Origin of the sequence: Streptomyces sp. BA2 (genome assembly GCF_009769735.1) — a bacterium.
GTDB lineage: Bacteria > Actinomycetota > Actinomycetes > Streptomycetales > Streptomycetaceae > Streptomyces.
In genome coordinates, this window is the sequence record NZ_WSRO01000002.1 from 8,145,870 (window position 1) to 8,163,250 (window position 17,381).

Annotated in this window: 8 protein-coding genes; 7 read left to right on the forward strand and 1 reads right to left on the reverse strand. The window is 70.9% G+C overall.

Annotated elements, in window-relative coordinates; translation table 11 throughout:
• Positions 1–4: 4 nt before the first annotated feature.
• The 6 genes from E5671_RS39140 to E5671_RS39165 all read left to right on the forward strand — a co-directional run bounded on the left by E5671_RS39140 (position 5) and on the right by E5671_RS39165 (position 14,277).
• Positions 5–712: an N-(5'-phosphoribosyl)anthranilate isomerase gene (locus tag E5671_RS39140; RefSeq protein WP_160508963.1), complete on the forward strand. Its 708-nt coding sequence runs from the start codon at positions 5–7 to the stop codon at positions 710–712.
• Positions 693–1,475 (forward strand): indole-3-glycerol-phosphate synthase, encoded by a 783-nt coding sequence (locus tag E5671_RS39145; protein ID WP_160508964.1) that lies wholly within the window; start codon positions 693–695, stop codon positions 1,473–1,475. The genes E5671_RS39140 and E5671_RS39145 overlap by 20 nt, the downstream gene beginning before the upstream one ends.
• Entirely contained in the window at positions 1,472–2,959 is a 1,488-nt protein-coding gene (locus tag E5671_RS39150; protein ID WP_160508965.1) for a UbiD family decarboxylase, read from the forward strand. The genes E5671_RS39145 and E5671_RS39150 overlap by 4 nt, the downstream gene beginning before the upstream one ends.
• A 261-nt stretch (positions 2,960–3,220) precedes the next feature.
• Positions 3,221–12,442, forward strand: a complete 9,222-nt coding sequence (locus E5671_RS39155; RefSeq protein ID WP_443032761.1) for an amino acid adenylation domain-containing protein — start codon at positions 3,221–3,223, stop codon at positions 12,440–12,442.
• 66 nt (positions 12,443–12,508) lie between these two features.
• Entirely contained in the window at positions 12,509–12,730 is a 222-nt protein-coding gene (locus E5671_RS39160; protein WP_160508967.1) for an MbtH family NRPS accessory protein, read from the forward strand.
• On the forward strand, positions 12,727–14,277 hold the full coding sequence (locus E5671_RS39165) for an MFS transporter (RefSeq protein ID WP_160508968.1): 1,551 nt from the start codon (positions 12,727–12,729) through the stop codon (positions 14,275–14,277). The genes E5671_RS39160 and E5671_RS39165 overlap by 4 nt, the downstream gene beginning before the upstream one ends.
• Positions 14,278–14,562: 285 nt before the next feature.
• On the opposite strand, the gene E5671_RS39170 is transcribed toward E5671_RS39165, so the two are convergent.
• Complete coding sequence (locus E5671_RS39170; protein ID WP_160508969.1) at positions 14,563–15,303, reverse strand: SDR family NAD(P)-dependent oxidoreductase; 741 nt, start codon at positions 15,301–15,303, stop codon at positions 14,563–14,565.
• A gap of 165 nt (positions 15,304–15,468) precedes the next feature.
• Between E5671_RS39170 and E5671_RS39175 the strand changes: the two genes are divergently transcribed.
• Positions 15,469–17,355 (forward strand): non-ribosomal peptide synthetase, encoded by a 1,887-nt coding sequence (locus E5671_RS39175; protein WP_160508970.1) that lies wholly within the window; start codon positions 15,469–15,471, stop codon positions 17,353–17,355.
• Positions 17,356–17,381: the final 26 nt, after the last annotated feature.

Consider the following 17,381-nt stretch of genomic DNA (forward strand, 5'->3'; position numbering starts at 1 on the left):
CCCCGTGTGGCTGAAGGTGTGCGGACTCACCCGCACCAGCGAGATCAGACTGCTGAGCAGCTCCCCGGTGACCACGGTCGGCCTCTGGTACGGAGTGCCGGACGGCAAGGCCGACCTGACGCGGGACGAGCTGACGACGCTGGCGGGGCTCGCCCTGGAGCGCGGTCTTGAGCCCGTCCTGGTCACGCTCCTCGACGACCCGGAGCAACTGCGCGATGCCGTACGGGCTTCGGGGGTGCGCCGCGTCCAGCTGCACGGCTACACCACGCCGCGGCAGGTGGCCGCGGTCCGGGCGGCCCTGCCGGACGTCGTGCTGCTCAAGGTGCTGCATGTGCGCCGCGGCAAAGTGCTTGAGAAGCCCTTCGTCACGGCCTTCGAGCGTGCGGGCACCGACCTGTTCCTGTTCGACTCGGTGGGCGACGACGGGCGGATCGGCAGCACCGGCAAGCCACTTGACCCCGCGGCCCTGGCGCCTGTGCTCGACACGGTACGGATCCCGTTCCTGCTCGCCGGCGGGCTGACCGCCGGCGCGGCCAAGGAGCACGGCGCGGCCCTGCGGCACGACGGATTCCTCGGCATCGATGTGGACAGCGGGGCGCGCAGGCCCGACGGCACGCTTGCCCCGCTGATCGTCGATGGGATCCGGCACGCCTGGAGCGAGGAACTGCGCCGCCGTAGAGAGGAGTTGCGCCATGCCGTCGCCGTCAGCTGATTCCGCACCCGCCGAGCTCACCGGCGGCGGACGCTTCGGTGCCGCGCTGCGCACCGCCGACATCCCCGTGATCATGGAGCTCAAGCGCAACAGCGCGCACGGCGCCGACCTGTTCGCAGGCCGTCCGGTCGGCGAGCTGGTGGCGCGGTACACGGAGCTCGGCGCGCCCGCGCTCTCCGTGGTCACCGGGTCCTGGTTCGGCGGCACACCCGAGCTGCTCGAAGAGGTGGCCGAGGCCACCGAACTGCCTCTCCTGGTCAAGGACTTCTTCACCAAGGAGAAGCAGATCGCGGCCGTGGCCGCCGCAGGGGCGTCCGCGGTTCTGCTCACCGCGACCGTGCTGCCGCGCACGGTGCTGCGCCGGCTGATCGGGATCTGTCTGGAGTACGACGTGACCCCGTTCGTCGAGATCACCTCCGAGGCCGAACTCGCCACGGTGGAACAGGCGCAGGACTGTGTCATCGCCGTCAACAACAAGGACATCCGGCAGCGCGAACGCGACACCGGAGACCTGGGGCGCAGCCATCGGCTGATCGACCGGGTCCGCGCCACGGGCACCGCCGTGCCGGTCAGCGCCAGCGCCATCGAGACCCCGGGCGACGCGGCCGGACTGCTGTCCGCGGGCTATCGGGGGCTGCTGATCGGTACGGGTCTGCTGCGGGCCGCCGACCTCGACGCCTGGTTCGGCGAGCTCAGGGCCCTGTGGCCCCCGGGCGCGCACGACGCCACCGGGGCCGACTCCCGTAAGGAGCGCACTCCATGACCGGCAACCCCGGCCTTTCGGTGCGCGCCGCACTGGCCCAGCTGCGGGCCCAGGAGCCCGAGGCACTGCACGAGTACACCGAGCCGATGCCCGTGGCGGAGGTGGCGGCCCACTTCGCCGCCGCCCACGCCGGCGTACCGGCCGTCGGGATCTCCCGCAGCGAGCCCGCGGTGCTCTACCGCGGCGTCAAGGGATTCCAACTCCCCGTCCTGCTCGGTCTGTACGGTGACGCGGCACGGCTGCGGCGCTGGCTGCCGGGTCTGCCGGACCGGGCCGCCCCGGACACGGTGGTCCCGCTGCTCGCGGCGGCGGCCCGGACGGCGCCGCGCGAGGTGCCCGACGCGCCCTGCCGTGCGGTGGCCGCCGTCGGCGACGAGGTCGATCTGCGCCGGCTGCCCGTACTGACCAGCACACCTCGGGACGCGGGCCCGTATCTGACCACCGCGCTGATCCGGGCCGAGGACCCGGTCACCGGGGAGACCGCGCTCTCCTGCCACCGCATGCTGGTGCTCGACCGGTCCCGGCTCACCGTGTGGATGGTGCCGGGCCGCAAACTAGGCGAGCTGCACCGGCGGGCCCTGGAGCGGGGCGATCGCCTCCCGGTCAGCGTCAGCATCGGGGTGCCGCCCGCCGTCATGGTGGCCTCCGCGGTCAACACGGCCTTCCTGGGGCCGGGTGACGCTCCGTCGGCGGACGGGCCCCCGGTCGAGCTCTCGGTCGACAAGCTGGCCCTCGCCGGGGCGCTGGCCGGCGAGGCGATCGAGCTCTCGCCGGGCCTGACCCAGCCCGTGCCCGCGCTCGCCCAGGCCGAGATCGTCATCGAGGGACACCTCGACGACCAGGTGGCGGACGAGGCTCTCGACGGCGCCGAACCGGGGCTTTCGCTGCCGGAGTTCCTCGGCTACGACGGCCGGGCCCGGTCCGGCCTGCCGGTGCTCACCGTGACCGCGGTCACCACCCGCCACGACCCCCTCTACCAGGCGGTCGTCGGCCCCGGCCGGGAGCAGTCGTACCTCCTCGGCACCGCCGGGGCGCTGTCCGTCGCACTCTCCCTGCCGCACCACCCTGACCTGGCCGTCCACGACCTGCACTTCGCCGCGGCCGGCGGCGGCATGCTGCTGCTCACCGTCGCGGTGCGCAAGGCGTCCGCCGCGGGGGACACCGCCCTGCCCGGCCTCGCCCGCGAGATTCTGCGCCGGCACCCCTTCGTCAAGACGGTCGTCCTCACCGACGAGGACATCGCCGTCTCTTGTACGGAGGACGTGCTGTGGGCGATGACCACCCGCTCGAATCTGGCGGCCGACTGTACGGAGTGGACGGATCTGGGGCCCGTACCGATGGACCCCTCCCAGACCGAGGCCTGGGCCGAGCACCGGGCGGCGGGCCGGATCCCCGGCCGGGTGGCCCTCGACGCGACCACCCCCTTCGCCCTGCGCGAGACGACCGGACGCAGCTTCGCCGTGCCCGCGCCCCGGCCCGGCTGAGTGCCGAGCGGACCGGCCCCTGGCCTGTAGCGGCCATGGCCGCTTTGTGGCACCGCGGCATCGCCCCGACCATGCCCGTGCATGGCTAGGGTCGACTGTCCGGTGCCCTGAACAGCACGCCGTCGTGCCGAGTCGCCCGCGTCAGGACGTGGCGCCCTGTGCCGCCGCGTCGTACGAAACCCGCGGCAGCCGCTGACGCCGGCGGATCCGCAGGTGGCCCCCCCCGCTCGTGCCGCAGCGCCGCGGCCCGGCAGCAGACGAATGAACAGACGACAACGAGACGTTGCGCGGGCGTCGTCCGCGAAGGAGTACCGGGACATGTCGAAGAGCCTCAACGAGGACGAGTACCGCGCCATCGTCGAGTGGAACGGCGGAGCGGCAGGCGCCGCCCGCCCGGAGCCGGCCGACGCCACGCTGCCCGCGCTCTTCGCGGAGACCGTCCGCGCCCACCCGGACCGCACCGCCGTCAGCTGCGGCACCGACGCGCTGACCTACGCCGAAGTGGCCGCCCGGGCGAACCGCCTGGCCCGCCTCCTTGCCGAGCGCGGCATCGGGCCCGGCCAGCTGGTGGCCCTGGCCCTGCCCCGCTCCCTCGACCTGGTCGTCGGCCTGCTCGCGGTCACCGCCTCGGGCGCCGCGTATCTGCCGATGGACCCGGACTACCCGGCCGACCGCGTGGCCCACATGCTTCAGGACGCCGCCCCCGCCGCGCTGCTCACCGACACGGCGACGGCTCCCGGACTGCCCGCCAACGCACTGCCCGCGATCCTGGTGGACGGCTCGGACCACGCCGCGTACAGCCCGGAGGAACTCACCGACGCGGATCGCGCCCGGCCGCTGCACGCCGAGGACATGGCGTACGTCATCTACACCTCGGGCTCCACCGGCCGCCCCAAGGGCGTCCCCGTCACCCACCACAACGCGACCCGGCTGTTCTCGGCGACCGAGCACTGGTTCGGCTTCGACGAGCGGGATGTGTGGACCCTCTTCCACTCCTACGCCTTCGACTTCTCGGTGTGGGAGCTCTGGGGCGCCCTGCTGCACGGCGGGCGGCTCGTGGTGGTGCCGTATCTGACCGGCCGCGACCCCGCGGACTTCCGCGCCCTGCTGGCCCGCGAGCAGGTCACCGTCCTCAACCAGACGCCGTCCGCGTTCTACCAGCTGGCCGCCGCCGACCACGAGCATCCGGCCGGTGAACTGGCCCTGCGCTACGTCGTGTTCGGCGGTGAGGCCCTCGAACCCGCCCGGCTCGCCGACTGGTACGAGCGGCACGCGGACGACACGCCCACCCTGGTCAACATGTACGGCATCACCGAGACCACGGTGCATGTCTCGTATGTCGCCCTCGACCGTGCGGCGGCCGCCGCGAGCACGTCGAGCGGCATCGGCGTGAACATCCCCGACCTGCGCGTCTACGTTCTCGACGAGGAGTTGCGGCCGGTACCGCCGGGTGTCACGGGTGAGATGTACGTCGCCGGGGCAGGTGTCGCCCGCGGCTATCTGGGCCGGCCCGCGCTGACTGCCGAGCGGTTCGTCGCGGACCCGTTCGCCGCGTACTTCGGTGAGAGCGGCAGCCGGATGTACCGGTCGGGCGACCTGGCCCGGCGCACCGCCGACGGACAATTGGAGTACTTCGGGCGCGCCGACCAGCAGGTCAAGATCCGCGGCTTCCGTATCGAGCCGGGCGAGATCGAAGCGGTGCTCGCCGGGCACCCGGACGTGGCCGATGCCGCCGTCGTCGTACGCGAGGACATCCCGGGCAGCAAGCGCCTCGTCGGCTATGCGGTACCGGCCCGCGATGGCGTGACCGGCGCCGCGCTGCGCGAACACGCCGCGGCAGGGCTGCCCGCCTACATGGTGCCGTCCGCCGTGGTCCTGCTCGACCGGCTGCCGCTCACCGCCAACGGCAAGCTCGACCGCGGGGCCCTGCCGGAGCCGGGTGCGAGCCGCCCGGCCGGCTCCGGGCGCGCGCCGCGTACGCCGCGTACGCCCCAGGAAGAGCTGCTCTGCGGGCTGTTCGCCGAGACGCTGCGACTGCCCCAAGTCGGCGTCGACGACGACTTCTTCGCACTGGGCGGCGACTCCCTGCTGGCCGTCCGACTGCTGCGTGCCGTGCGCAAGGAGCACGGCAGTGCGCCCACGGTGGCCGCGCTGTTCGGCGCACCGACGGTGCGCGGTCTTGCCCCGCTCGTCGGTGGCACCGGTGGCGGGGCCGGTGGTGTCGGTGGTGTCGGTGGTGTCGGGCACGAGGTGCCGCCGCTGGTCCGGGCCACCGGGCACGAAGGGCCGCTGCCGCTGTCGGCTCAGCAGCGCAGTCAGTGGTTCCTCAATCGCTTCGACGGCTCCGCTGCCGAGCGGGATGGCGCGCTCTACAGCATTCCGCTCGCCCTCCATCTCGACGGCACGCTCGACACGGCGGCACTGCGGGCCGCGCTGGGCGATGTGGTGGAGCGGCACGAGGTGCTGCGCACGGTCTTCCGCGAGGGGGCCGACGCGCCGCACCAGGTGGTGCTGCCGTTCGGCGAGGCTGCCCCCGCGCTGCTCGACGGCGGCCGGGTCGGCAGGGCCGCCTTGCCCGCGGCCCTGCGGGCCGCCGCCACCCGGGGCTTCGACCTGAGCGCTGAAATCCCGCTCCGCGCCCAGCTGTTCCACGTCGGTCCGCAGGCACATGTGCTGCTGCTCGTGGTGCATCACGCCGCGTGCGACGGCCGGTCCCTCGAGCCGCTCGGCCGGGACCTCTCGCAGGCGTATGCGGCGCGGTGCGCAGGCGTGGCGCCCACATGGGTGCCGTTGCCGGTGCAGTACGCGGACTTCGCGCTGTGGCAGCGTGCGGTGCTCGGCGATGAAGGTGCTGAGGGCGATGAAGGCGATGGAAGCAGCCTCGGTGCCCGTCAGCTGGTGTTCTGGCGGGAGGCTCTGGCCGACCTGCCGGAGCAGCTGGACCTGCCGGTGGACCGGGCCCGCCCGGTCCGGCCCACGTTCCGCAGTGGCTCGGTCCCGCTGAATCTGCCGACCGCCTTGCATGAGCAGATCCGGGGAGCGGCCCGGGAGCACGGGGTCACCTCATTCATGGTGCTGCAGTCGGCGCTGGCCGTGGCGCTGACCCGGTTCGGCGCGGGCACCGACATCCCGATCGGCACCCCGGTCGCGGGCCGCGCCGACGAAGCCCTCGACGACCTCGTCGGACTCTTTGTGAACACCCTTGTGCTGCGGACGGATACGTCGGGGGATCCGACGTTCGCGGAGTTGCTGGGGCGGGTGCGGGAGACGGATCTGGCGGCGTTCGCGCATCAGGATGTGCCGTTCGAGCGTCTGGTGGAGGAGCTGAACCCGTCGCGGTCGCTGGCCCGGCACCCCCTCTTCCAGATTCTCCTCGCTTTCCAGGAGAGCCCCCTTGCCGAGCTCGACATGCCGGGTCTGACCGCCCGCATGGAAGAGATCGACTCCGGTTCCGCCACCTTCGACCTGGTCGTCGACGTGGTCGAGCGCTTCGGTGCCGAGGGAGCCGCGGCCGGGCTCGAAGGCAGCGTGCAGTTCTCGCTGGACCTCTTCGACCGGGTGACGGTGAAGCGGTTTGTGGGGGTGTTGGTGCGCGTGGTGGAGGCGTTGGTCGCTGATCCGGGTGTGCGGGTGGGTGCGGTGGAGGTGTTGTCGCCGGTTGAGCGTGGGCTGGTGCTGGGGGAGTGGGTCGATACGTCGCGTGAGGTGGCGGGTTTGGCTTTGCCTGGGCTGGTTGAGGCTCAGGTGGTTCGGACGCCGGGTGCGGAGGCTGTGGTATTTGGTGAAGTCGTCTTGTCGTATGGGGAGTTGAATCGGCGGGCGAATCGGCTGGCGCGGTTTTTGATCGGTCGGGGTGTAGGGCCGGAGCGGTTTGTGGCTCTGGCGTTGCCGCGGTCGGTGGAGATGGTGGTGGCGTGGCTGGCGGTGCTGAAGACGGGTGCGGCGTATCTGCCGGTGGACCCGGGGTATCCGGCTGACCGGATCGCGTACATGCTCGAAGACGGACAGCCGATGGTGGTGCTGACCAAGGCCGCGGTCGCCGGGCAGGTCGCCGACACCGGTACCGAGGTACCGCTTGTGGTTCTCGACGACCCTGAGACCTCGGCCCTGCTGGGCGGCCACGCTGACCACGACGTTCTCGATGAGGAGCGGGCTCAGCAGCTGTTGTTGTCGCATCCGGCGTATGTGATTTATACGTCGGGGTCGACGGGGCGGCCCAAGGGTGTGGTGGTTTCGCATCGGGGTGTGGCGAGTGTGGCGGGGGTGCATGCGGATCGGTTGGGTCTGGGTGTGGGTTGCCGGTTCTTGTTGGTGGTGTCGATCAGTTTCGATGTGTCGATGGCGGATATCGCCATGACGTTGTCGTCGGGTGCGGCGTTGGTGGTGCCGCAGCCGGGGCAGCAGGCTGTGGGCGAGGAACTCGCCTCTCTGATAACCGAATTCGAGGTGACGCACACCGATTTGGTGGCTCCGATGCTGATCTCGTTGCCGGAGGGTGACTTCCCGTCGCTGCGGGGTTTTGTGGTGGGTGGTGAGGCGCTTCCGGCGGAGATGGTGGAGCGGTGGTCGCCGGGGCGGACGGTGATGCAGGTCTATGGTCCGACCGAATCGACGGTGGTGGCCACGATGAGCGACCCTCTGGTCCCGGCCGAGCTTGCCCCGCCGATCGGCCGTCCGATCTGGAACACCCGTACCTATGTGCTGGATGCCAGGCTGCGGCCGGTTCCGGTGGGGGTGGCGGGTGAGTTGTATATCGCGGGCGCGGGTCTGGCCCGCGGTTACCTGCGTCGTCCCTCGCTGACGGCTGAGCGTTTCGTTGCCGATCCGCATGGCCCGGCCGGATCGCGGATGTACCGCACCGGGGATCTGGCCCGCTGGCGGGCGGACGGGAACCTGGAGTTCCTGGGCCGGGTCGACCAACAGGTGAAGATCCGGGGCTTCCGGATCGAACTGGGCGAGATCGAAGCCGCGTTGGCGCGGTTCGACGGGGTGGGGCAATCGCTGGTGGTGGTCCGTGAGGACGCGGCCGGAATCAAGCAGCTGATCGGCTATGTGGTTGCCGCGACGGGTGCGGTTCTGGAGCCTGCCGAGGTCAGGGCATCCCTGGCGGACGGGCTGCCGGACTATATGGTCCCGGCCGCGGTGATGGTGCTCGACGCGCTGCCGCTGACACCCTCCGGCAAGCTGGACCGCAAGGCCCTGCCCGAGCCGGACCTCAGCCACGCAGGCACCGGCCGAGCGCCACGTACGCCTCAGGAAGAAGTGCTGTGCGGGCTGTTCGCCGAAGTCCTGGGCCTGCCCCGGGTCGGTATCGACGACAGCTTCTTCGAGCTCGGCGGGCACTCGCTCCTCGCCACCCGCCTCGTCTCCCGCATCCGAGCGACCCTCGGCGCCGAACTCGGCATCCGTACCCTCTTCGAAGCCCCCACCGTCGCCACCCTCACCGTCCAACTCGCTGAAGCACAGGGCGAGATACGCCCGGCACTGCGCCCCGTCGAACGTCCCGAGCAGACGCCCGTCTCCTACGGACAGCAGCGGCTCTGGCTCGTCGGCAAGCTGGAGGGCAACAGCGCCTTCTACAACATGCCGATCGCACTGCGCCTCAAAGGCGACCTCGATGTGCCGGCACTGTACGCGGCACTCGGCGATGTGGTGGAGCGGCACGAGGTCCTTCGTACGGTCTTCGGTGAGGCGCACGGGCAGCCGTACCAGGCGATCCTGCCCGCCGAAGAGATCACCGTGCGCCTGGACGTCACCGAGGTCACCGAGTCCGGGCTACAGCGCGCGCTGGTCGCGGCAGCCGCGCTCGACTTCGATCTGAGCACCGAGATCCCGCTGCGCGCCCATGTGTTCCGCGTCGGGCCGCAGGAGCAGGAGCAGGTGCTGTTGCTCGTCCTGCATCACATTGCGGGCGACGGCTGGTCGCTCGGTCCACTGACGCACGACCTCGCGCACGCGTACGCGGCGCAATGCGTCGGGGTCGCGCCGGAGTGGACGCCCCTGCCGGTGCAGTACGCGGACTTCGCACTGTGGCAGCGTGCGGTGCTCGGCGACGAGAGCGATGAAAGCAGCCTGGGCGCCCGGCAGTTGGCGTACTGGCGGGACACACTCGCCGAGCTGCCCGACCAGCTGGACCTGCCGATGGACCGGCCGCGTCCGGTGCGGGCGACCTTCCGCGGCGGGTCCGTTCCCTTCAGCCTGCCGGCGCCTCTGCACGAGCAGGTCGGGCGGGTGGCCCGGGAGCACGGGGTCACCACGTTCATGGTGCTGCAGTCGGCGCTGGCCGTGGCGCTGACCCGGCTCGGTGCGGGCACCGACATCCCGATCGGTACTCCGGTGGCCGGGCGTACCGATGAGGCGCTGGAGGACCTTGTCGGGTTGTTCCTCAATACCCTTGTGCTGCGGACCGATACGTCGGGGGATCCGACGTTCGCGGAGTTGCTGGGTCGGGTGCGGGAGACGGATCTGGCGGCGTTCGCGCATCAGGATGTGCCGTTCGAGCGTCTGGTGGAGGAGCTGAACCCGTCGCGGTCGCTGGCCCGGCACCCCCTCTTCCAGATCCTTCTGGTGCTGCAGAACACCCCTGGTGAGCAGCCCGAGTTCAACGGTCTGACCGCCTCCGAGCACGCCTTCGACCGGGAGACCGCCAACTTCGACCTGGTGGTTGATGTCGCGGAGCGGTTCGGCGAAGGAGGTCGGGCCGCGGGGCTCGAGGGTGCCTTCGAGTACGCCACCGATCTGTTCGACCGGGTGACGGTGGAGCGGTTTGTTGGGGTGTTGGTGCGGGTGGTGGAGGCGTTGGTCGCTGATCCGGGTGTGCGGGTGGGTGCGGTGGAGGTGTTGTCGCCGGTTGAGCGTGGGCTGGTGCTGGGGGAGTGGGTCGATACGTCGCGTGAGGTGGCGGGGTGTGCTTTGCCGGGGTTGGTTGAGGCTCAGGTGGTTCGGACGCCGGGTGCGGAGGCGGTGGTATTTGGTGAAGTCTCCATGTCGTATCGGGAGTTGAATCGGCGGGCGAATCGGCTGGCGCGGTATCTGATCGGTCGGGGTGTGGGGCCGGAGCGGTTTGTGGCTCTGGCGTTGCCGCGGTCGGTGGAGATGGTGGTGGCGTGGCTGGCGGTGCTGAAGACGGGTGCGGCATATCTGCCGGTCGACCCGGGGTATCCGGCTGACCGGATCGCCTACATGCTCGAAGACGGACAGCCCGTAGCCGTGGTCACCACGCGCGCCGTGGCCGGACAGATCCGCGAGGCCGGGGCCGATGTGCCCCTCGTCGTCCTCGATGACGCGGACACCGCGCAGGTCATCGCCGGTCAGGCCGAGACCGACCTGACCGACAGCGAACGGCTTGGTCCGCTCCTGCTGTCGCATCCGGCGTATGTGATCTATACGTCGGGATCGACGGGGCGGCCCAAGGGTGTGGTGGTTTCGCATCGGGGTGTGGCGAGTGTGGCGGGGATGCATGCGGATCGGCTTGGTCTGGGTGTGGGCTGCCGGTTCTTGTTGGTGGTGTCGATCAGTTTCGATGTGTCGATGGCGGATATCGCCATGACGTTGTCGTCGGGTGCGGCGTTGGTGGTGCCGCAGCCGGGGCAGCAGGCTGTGGGTGAGGAACTCGCCGGGTTGATCAATGAGTTCAAGGTGACGCACACCGATTTGGTGGCTCCGATGCTGATCTCGCTGCCGGAGGGGGACTTCCCCTCGCTGCGCGGTTTTGTGGTGGGTGGTGAGGCGCTTCCGGCGGAGATGGTGGAGCGGTGGTCGCCGGGGCGGACGGTGATGCAGGTCTATGGTCCGACCGAATCGACGGTGGTGGCCACGATGAGCGATCCCCTGGTCCCGGCCGAACTCGCCCCGCCGATCGGCCGTCCGATCTGGAACACCCGTACCTATGTGCTGGATGACGGGCTGCGGCCGGTTCCGGTGGGGGTGGCGGGTGAGTTGTATATCGCGGGTGCGGGCCTGGCCCGCGGCTACCTGCGTCGTCCCTCGCTGACGGCTGAGCGTTTCGTTGCCGATCCGCATGGTCCGGCCGGATCGCGGATGTACCGCACCGGGGATCTGGCCCGCTGGCGGGCGGACGGGAACCTGGAGTTCCTGGGCCGGGTCGACCACCAGGTGAAGATCCGGGGCTTCCGGATCGAACTGGGCGAGATCGAAGCCGCGTTGGCCAAGCACGAGCACGTGGCCCAGTCCGTGGTCGTGGTCCGCGAGGACGCGGGCGGCATCAAGCAGCTCATCAGCTACGTCGTCCCCCCGCCCGGCGCCGATGCCGAGCCCTCGGACATACGCGCCCGCCTCGGCGAGGAACTGCCGGACTATATGGTCCCGGCCGCCGTGATGGTGCTCGACGCGCTGCCGCTGACACCCTCCGGCAAGCTGGACCGCAAGGCCCTGCCCGAGCCGGACCTCAGCCGGGCGAGCACCGGCCGAGCGCCGCGTACACCTCAGGAAGAAGTGCTGTGCGGGCTGTTCGCCGAAGTCCTGGGCCTGCCCCGGGTCGGTATCGACGACAGCTTCTTCGAGCTCGGTGGGCACTCGCTCCTCGCCACCCGCCTCGTCTCCCGCATCCGAGCGGCCCTCGGCGCCGAACTCGGCATCCGCACCCTCTTCGAAGCCCCCACCGTCGCCACCCTCACTGTCCAACTCACCCACGGCAGAGCCGAGGACGACTTCGATGTGCTGCTGCCCATCCGGGCACAGGGGAGCAGGCCGCCCCTGTTCTGTGTGCATCCGGCAGCCGGTATCAGCTGGGTGTACTCCGGGCTGCTGCGGCACCTCGACGCGGACATCCCGCTCTACGGGCTCCAGGCGCGCGGGATCACCGAGCCCGAGCACCGGGCGGGAACCCTCGGTGAGCTGGCTGCCGACTACCTGGCGCAGATCCGCAAGGTCCAGCCCAACGGCCCCTACCGCCTGCTGGGCTGGTCCTTCGGCGGCGGTGTCGCCCAGGAGATCGCCGTACAGCTGCAGGAACAGGGCGAGCAGGTCGCCGTACTGGCGCTCATGGACAGCTACCCCGGCGGTGGCGAGCAAGGCCGCCGCGGCACCCCGGCAGCCGGACCGGAGCAGGCAGCCGGGCCGGAGCAGGGCGACCTCGCCGGCATGCTCGACTCGCTCGGCTTCCGCACCCGGGACGCCGAAGGCCGGACCCTGGCCCCCGCCGAACTGACCGAACTGCTCGACGCCGAGGGAAGCCCGCTGTCCGCGCTCGACGCGAGCAGGCTGACCGCGCTCGCCCGGGCCTTCGCCGACCATGTGCGGCTCGCCCGGGAGGCCCAACACCGGCTGTACGAAGGCGATCTGCTCTTCTTCACCGCCACGGCCGACAAGACACCGGCCGACCCGACAGCCCAGTCCTGGCGGGCCCATGTCACCGGCCGGATCGACGACCACCCGGTGGCCTGTGCGCACGGGGCCATGACCCAGCCGGACCCCCTCGCTGAGATCGCGGGGCCGCTCGGCAGGGCGCTGAACCGCCCCTGACGGCCGGATCCGGCCGTGACGACCACTTCATCGATCACCCCCACGAACGAACCGAGGGAAGCAGCAGTGCAGACAAACCCGTTCGAGAACGCCGACACGAGCTACCTGGTGCTCGTCAACGACGAGGGCCAGCGCTCCCTGTGGCCCGCCACCATCGACGTACCGGCGGGCTGGACCGTCGAGTTCGGCCCCGAGGCCCGCCAGCACGCCGTCGACCACATCGAGACCACCTGGCAGGATATGCGCCCGCGCAGCCTGGTGCGTGCCGTGGAGGGTGAGGCCGCATGACCGGGGAGCGGGCCGGACAGCAGAACACGGCGCCGCCCGGCCTTCGGGAGCGGCTCGTCGTGAGGATGCGTACACCCTGGTGGGCGATGTTCGCCATCTGCTTCGCCAGCGCCGTCGTGCTGCTCGACACCACCGCGGTCAATGTGGCCCTCGCCGAGATCGGCACCGGCCTCGACGCGGGTCTCGACCAGGTCCTGTGGGTGGTCAACGCCTATCTGCTCTCGTACGCCGCCCTGTTGGTGATCGGCGGCCGGCTCGCCGACATGTTCGGGCCGCGCCGGGTCTTCCTGGTCGGCCTTGCCGTGTTCACGGTCTCCTCCGTCGGCTGTGGGATGGCCCAGGACGCGGGGCAGGCGATCGCCGCGCGCCTCGCACAGGGTGTGGGCGCCGCCCTGCTCACTCCGCAGACCATCGTGATCATTACGCGGATCTTCCCTGCTGAGCGGCGGGGAAAGGCGATGGGCGTGTGGGGCGGGTTCGCGGGCATCGTCGCGGCGGCCGGGCCGACCTTCGGCGGCCTGCTCGCCGCTTCGCTCGGCTGGCGCTGGATCTTCTACATCAATGTGCCGGTCGGGATCATCGGCGCGGTCCTCGTGCTGCTCGCCGTGCCCAAGCTGGACACCGGCAAGAAGCAGCGTCTCGATGTGCTCGGCGCGAGCGTCCTCGCCGTCGCGATGCTGGCCATCGTGTACGCGCTGCTTGAAGGCGAGGCGCACAACTGGGGCAGCCTGTGGGGTCCGGTGACCGTGCCGGTGCTCGCCGGTGCGGGGATCCTCGCCCTCGGTGCGTTCTTCCTGGTCGAGCGGGAGCGGCAGGGCCGGGATCCGCTGATTCCGTTCGCAGTGCTGCGGGACCGCAACTTCTCGCTCATGGCGGTTGTCGTCTGCGTGCTGCCGTGCGGACTCGGTGGCGTCATGCTGCTCACGCCGCTGTACTTGCAGGACGTGCAGGAGTTCTCCGCCTTCCAGGCGGGCCTCCTTGTCGCTGTGGCGCCGCTGGTGTCGGTGTTCATCGCGCCGTACTCGGGCACGCTCACCGACCGGTTCGGCGGCAAGTACGTGCTGATCACCGGCCTCGGCTTCTTCGCGGGCGGCATCGCGCTGATGGGCGCGCTCATCCAGGACGGCTCCGGCTGGACCGTGCTGCTGCCCGGCCTGATCTGCGTCGGCATCGGCATGGGCGTCGGCTTTGCGCCGGCGAGTGTCGTGGCCTTCCGGAACATCGATCCCGACATGGCCGGTTCGGCGTCCGGGGTGTTCAACACGACCCGGCTGAGCGGCAGTCTGCTCGGCAGCGCGGCCGTGGGCGCCGTGCTGCAGGCGCAGCTGGCGACCGGGGATGCCACCACCGCCATCAAGTTCACGATGTTCCTGCCCGTGGCGATCATGTCGGCGGGTGCGCTGCTCACTCTGGCGATCCGGGAGAGCGCACCGGGTACCGCGAACGAAAAGGTTGCCGAGCCCGAGCCCGAGCCCGAGCCCGCGGCCGAGTCCGCCGCCGAATCCGGGGCGGGCACGGAGCAGGAATCCTCGGTGGGGTTGCGCTGAGCCGATGCGGGCCGAGAATTCCTCAGGTTCCACATCCGTGGCGCATTGTCCGTATCCCGGAAGTCCAGGGAAACGGTGGGTGCAGGATGTGGTCCTTGGGCGGTCCCTGGGTGGCCCCGGGAATTCTGTGAACGCGTTACCGGAAAAACGAAAGCCCGGCGAATCCGTGCTCGGTTCTGCTGAATACGCATACCTGGTTACGGCTGTCTGAAAGCGCGGAGATCCGCCCCTCCGGTCGCGCTCGGCGCGACCGCAAGGGCGGATCCCTTGTGTTGCCCGGACGGCTCAGACGACGTGCCGGCCGCCGTCCACCGTCAGTACGTCCCCGGTGGTGTACGCGGCGTTCGCCAGGTAGAGCGTCGCCTCCGCCACGTCCTCGGGCGTACCCACCCGGCGCAGTGGTGTGTTCGCGGTGATCCACTCGCGGGAGCTGTCCCAGACCTCTTCGGCCTCGTCGTACCAGGGGGTCTCGATGAGCCCCGGGGCGACGGCGTTCACCCGGATCGCCGGGCCGAGCTGGGTCGACAGCAGGCGCGTCATGTGGTTGAGCGAGGCCTTGCTGACCGCGTAGGGGATGGAGCTGCCGAGCGCCCGGGTCGCGGAGACCGAGGAGACGTTGATGATCGCTCCCGCCCCGCTGGCCCGGAGGTTGGGGACCGCGGCCGTGGTCATCTGCCAGGCGCCGATGACGTTGACCTCGAAGATGGAGCGCCAGACGTCGGCGTCGGCGGCCTCCAGGTCGTTCAGGGGGATGAAGCGGGTGGCGCCGGCGTTGTTGACGAGGATGTCGAGCCGTCCGTAGGCGTTCACGGCGCTCTCCACGAGGCGGCGGCAGTCGTCCGCCTTTGACACATCGCCCTGGACGTATATGGCGTCCGGGAGTTCCGCTGCCAATGACTTGCCCGCGGCTTCGCTGCGCGCGGAGTTGACGACCACCTTGATGTTCTCAGCGGCAAGGCGGCGGGCAACTGCAGCGCCAATTCCGGATGACGATCCGGTGATCAGGGCGACGCGTTCCTCGCTCATTTCTACCTCCTGAAGCGTTGACAAATTGTTGAAGCGGATCATAGCTTACTGTCCGTCTTGCGGAAACGACTTTCCGTCTAATGGAATTATGGCGCTCGGTGTTCATTTCGCCGGGGGGTCGCCCGGGGGCCGTCCGGGGAATCGGTACTGAGCACGAGGAGAGTCATGGGGTCGTCGTCGGCAGTTTCAGAGGAGCCAGGTGCGGGGGGAGTTCACCGCATCGTCGAGGCGCGGCTGCACGACAACCCCGACGCCGTCGCGGTCCGTGAGGCCCTCACCGGAGTCGAGCTCAGCTATCAGGAGCTCTGGTACCGGGCGGGCGCCGTAGCTGGTCAGCTGGCCGCGCATGGCGTCGCGCCGGGCCGCCCCGTCGCCGTCGACCTGGACCGCGGCGCCGAGCTCGCCGTCGCGTTGCTGGGCATCGCACGGGCCGGCGCCGCCTACCTCCCGCTCGACGGACACGCCCCGGCCGACCGGGCCGCGACCGTGCTCAAGGAAGCGGGGGTCGGCGCCATCATCGTCGGCGAGGGCCCGGCCCCGCGCTCCCGCCCGCTCGACGCCGACCCCGCCGTTCCGCGGTTCACCGTGCCGGAGGCGGTCCGGGCCGACACCCCGGCCCCCGATGTGCGGGTGGACGAGGAGTCCCCCTGCTGCGTCGGCTACACCTCGGGCTCCACGGGCGTCCCCAAGGGCGTGCTCGTCCCGCACCGTGCCGTCCGCGACCTGGTGACCGCGCCCGTCCATGGCGACCTGCACGCCGACGACCGGGTCGGCAGCGTCGCCAACCCCGCCTTCGACGCCGCCACTTGGGAGGTCTGGGGCGCCCTCACCGCAGGCGCCACGCTGGTGGTGCTGCCCTCTGTGGTCGATGTCGACCTGCAGCGCTGGGCCGCGCTGATCCGCGATGAGGGCATCAGCGCAATGCTGCTGACCACCTCGCTGTTCCACATGGTGGCCAGGGAGGCCCCCGGAGCGCTCGGTTCGCTGCGGCTGCTCTTTGTCGGTGGCGAACAGCTGGAGCTCCCGGCGGTCCGCCGGGTGCTGGCCGAGGGGCCGCCCGGACGCCTGGTCAATGTGTACGGGCCCACCGAGACCACCGTCCTCGCCACGTACTTCGACTGCACCGAGGCGTCCCTGGCGGACCGGACCCGTGTTCCCATCGGCCATCCCGTGCGGGCGGCGGAGATCCACGTTCTCGACGACGCGCTCACCCCCGTCGCCCCGGGCGGCGTGGGCGAACTCTGCGTCGGCGGGCCCGGAGTGGCCACCGGCTACCTCGGGCAACCGGAGCGCACCGCCCGGTCCTTCGTTCCGTACGAGGCATCCGACGGCACCCGCGGCACCGTCTACCGCACCGGCGACCTGGCCCGCCAACTACCCGACGGGGCATACGAATTCATCGGCCGTGTCGACCGCCAGGTGAAGCTGCGCGGCTTCCGGATCGAGCTGGAGGAGATCGAGGGGGCCGCCGTCGCCACCGGCCTGACCGAGGCCGCGTTCGTGGAGAAGATCGGCGAGGGGCCATCGGCCAAGCTGGTCGGCGCCTGTCTGGCCCCGGCATCCGGCGTGGACGTCACCGCCGAACTCGCCCGGCGGCTCGGCGGACAGCTGCCCTCCTACATGGTCCCCGCCCAGTGGCTGACCCTGGACACGCTCCCGCTCGGCTCCACGGGCAAGGCCGACCGGCGGCACATCGGAGAGCTGATCGGCGCGTTCGCCTCGGCCCAGGAGCAGCGCCCCGGCCCGGCCGGACAGTCCGCCGACGCGGTCCCTGCCGACGCGCCCCCGGATGACGCGCACGCGGTCGACCCGTTCGAGGCCGACCCGGTCGAGGCCCGTATCGCCGGGGTCTGGGCCGAACTCCTCGGCACCCCGGACGTGTCAGCGTCCGACGATTTCATCAGCCTCGGCGGCAACTCGATCGTGGCCACCCAGGCCGCGTTCCGGCTCAGCGAACTGCTCGGCACACCGCTCGACCCCACCGACATCCTGCTCGCCGCGGACCTGGCGGAGCTGGCCGGGCAGATCCGGGCCGCCGGGGTGCGGCTCTAGGCCCTGCCCTGCCCTGCCCTGCGCCC

Bases quoted from the DNA above. Each gene is read 5' to 3' on its own strand.
- E5671_RS39175 (WP_160508970.1), top strand. From the start codon at position 15,469: ATGGGGTCGTCGTCGGCAGTTTCAGAGGAGCCAGGTGCGGGGGGAGTT.
- E5671_RS39170 (WP_160508969.1), bottom strand. From the start codon at position 15,303: ATGAGCGAGGAACGCGTCGCCCTGATCACCGGATCGTCATCCGGAATT.
- E5671_RS39150 (WP_160508965.1), top strand. From the start codon at position 1,472: ATGACCGGCAACCCCGGCCTTTCGGTGCGCGCCGCACTGGCCCAGCTG.
- E5671_RS39165 (WP_160508968.1), top strand. From the start codon at position 12,727: ATGACCGGGGAGCGGGCCGGACAGCAGAACACGGCGCCGCCCGGCCTT.
- E5671_RS39155 (WP_443032761.1), top strand. From the start codon at position 3,221: ATGAACAGACGACAACGAGACGTTGCGCGGGCGTCGTCCGCGAAGGAG.
- E5671_RS39145 (WP_160508964.1), top strand. From the start codon at position 693: ATGCCGTCGCCGTCAGCTGATTCCGCACCCGCCGAGCTCACCGGCGGC.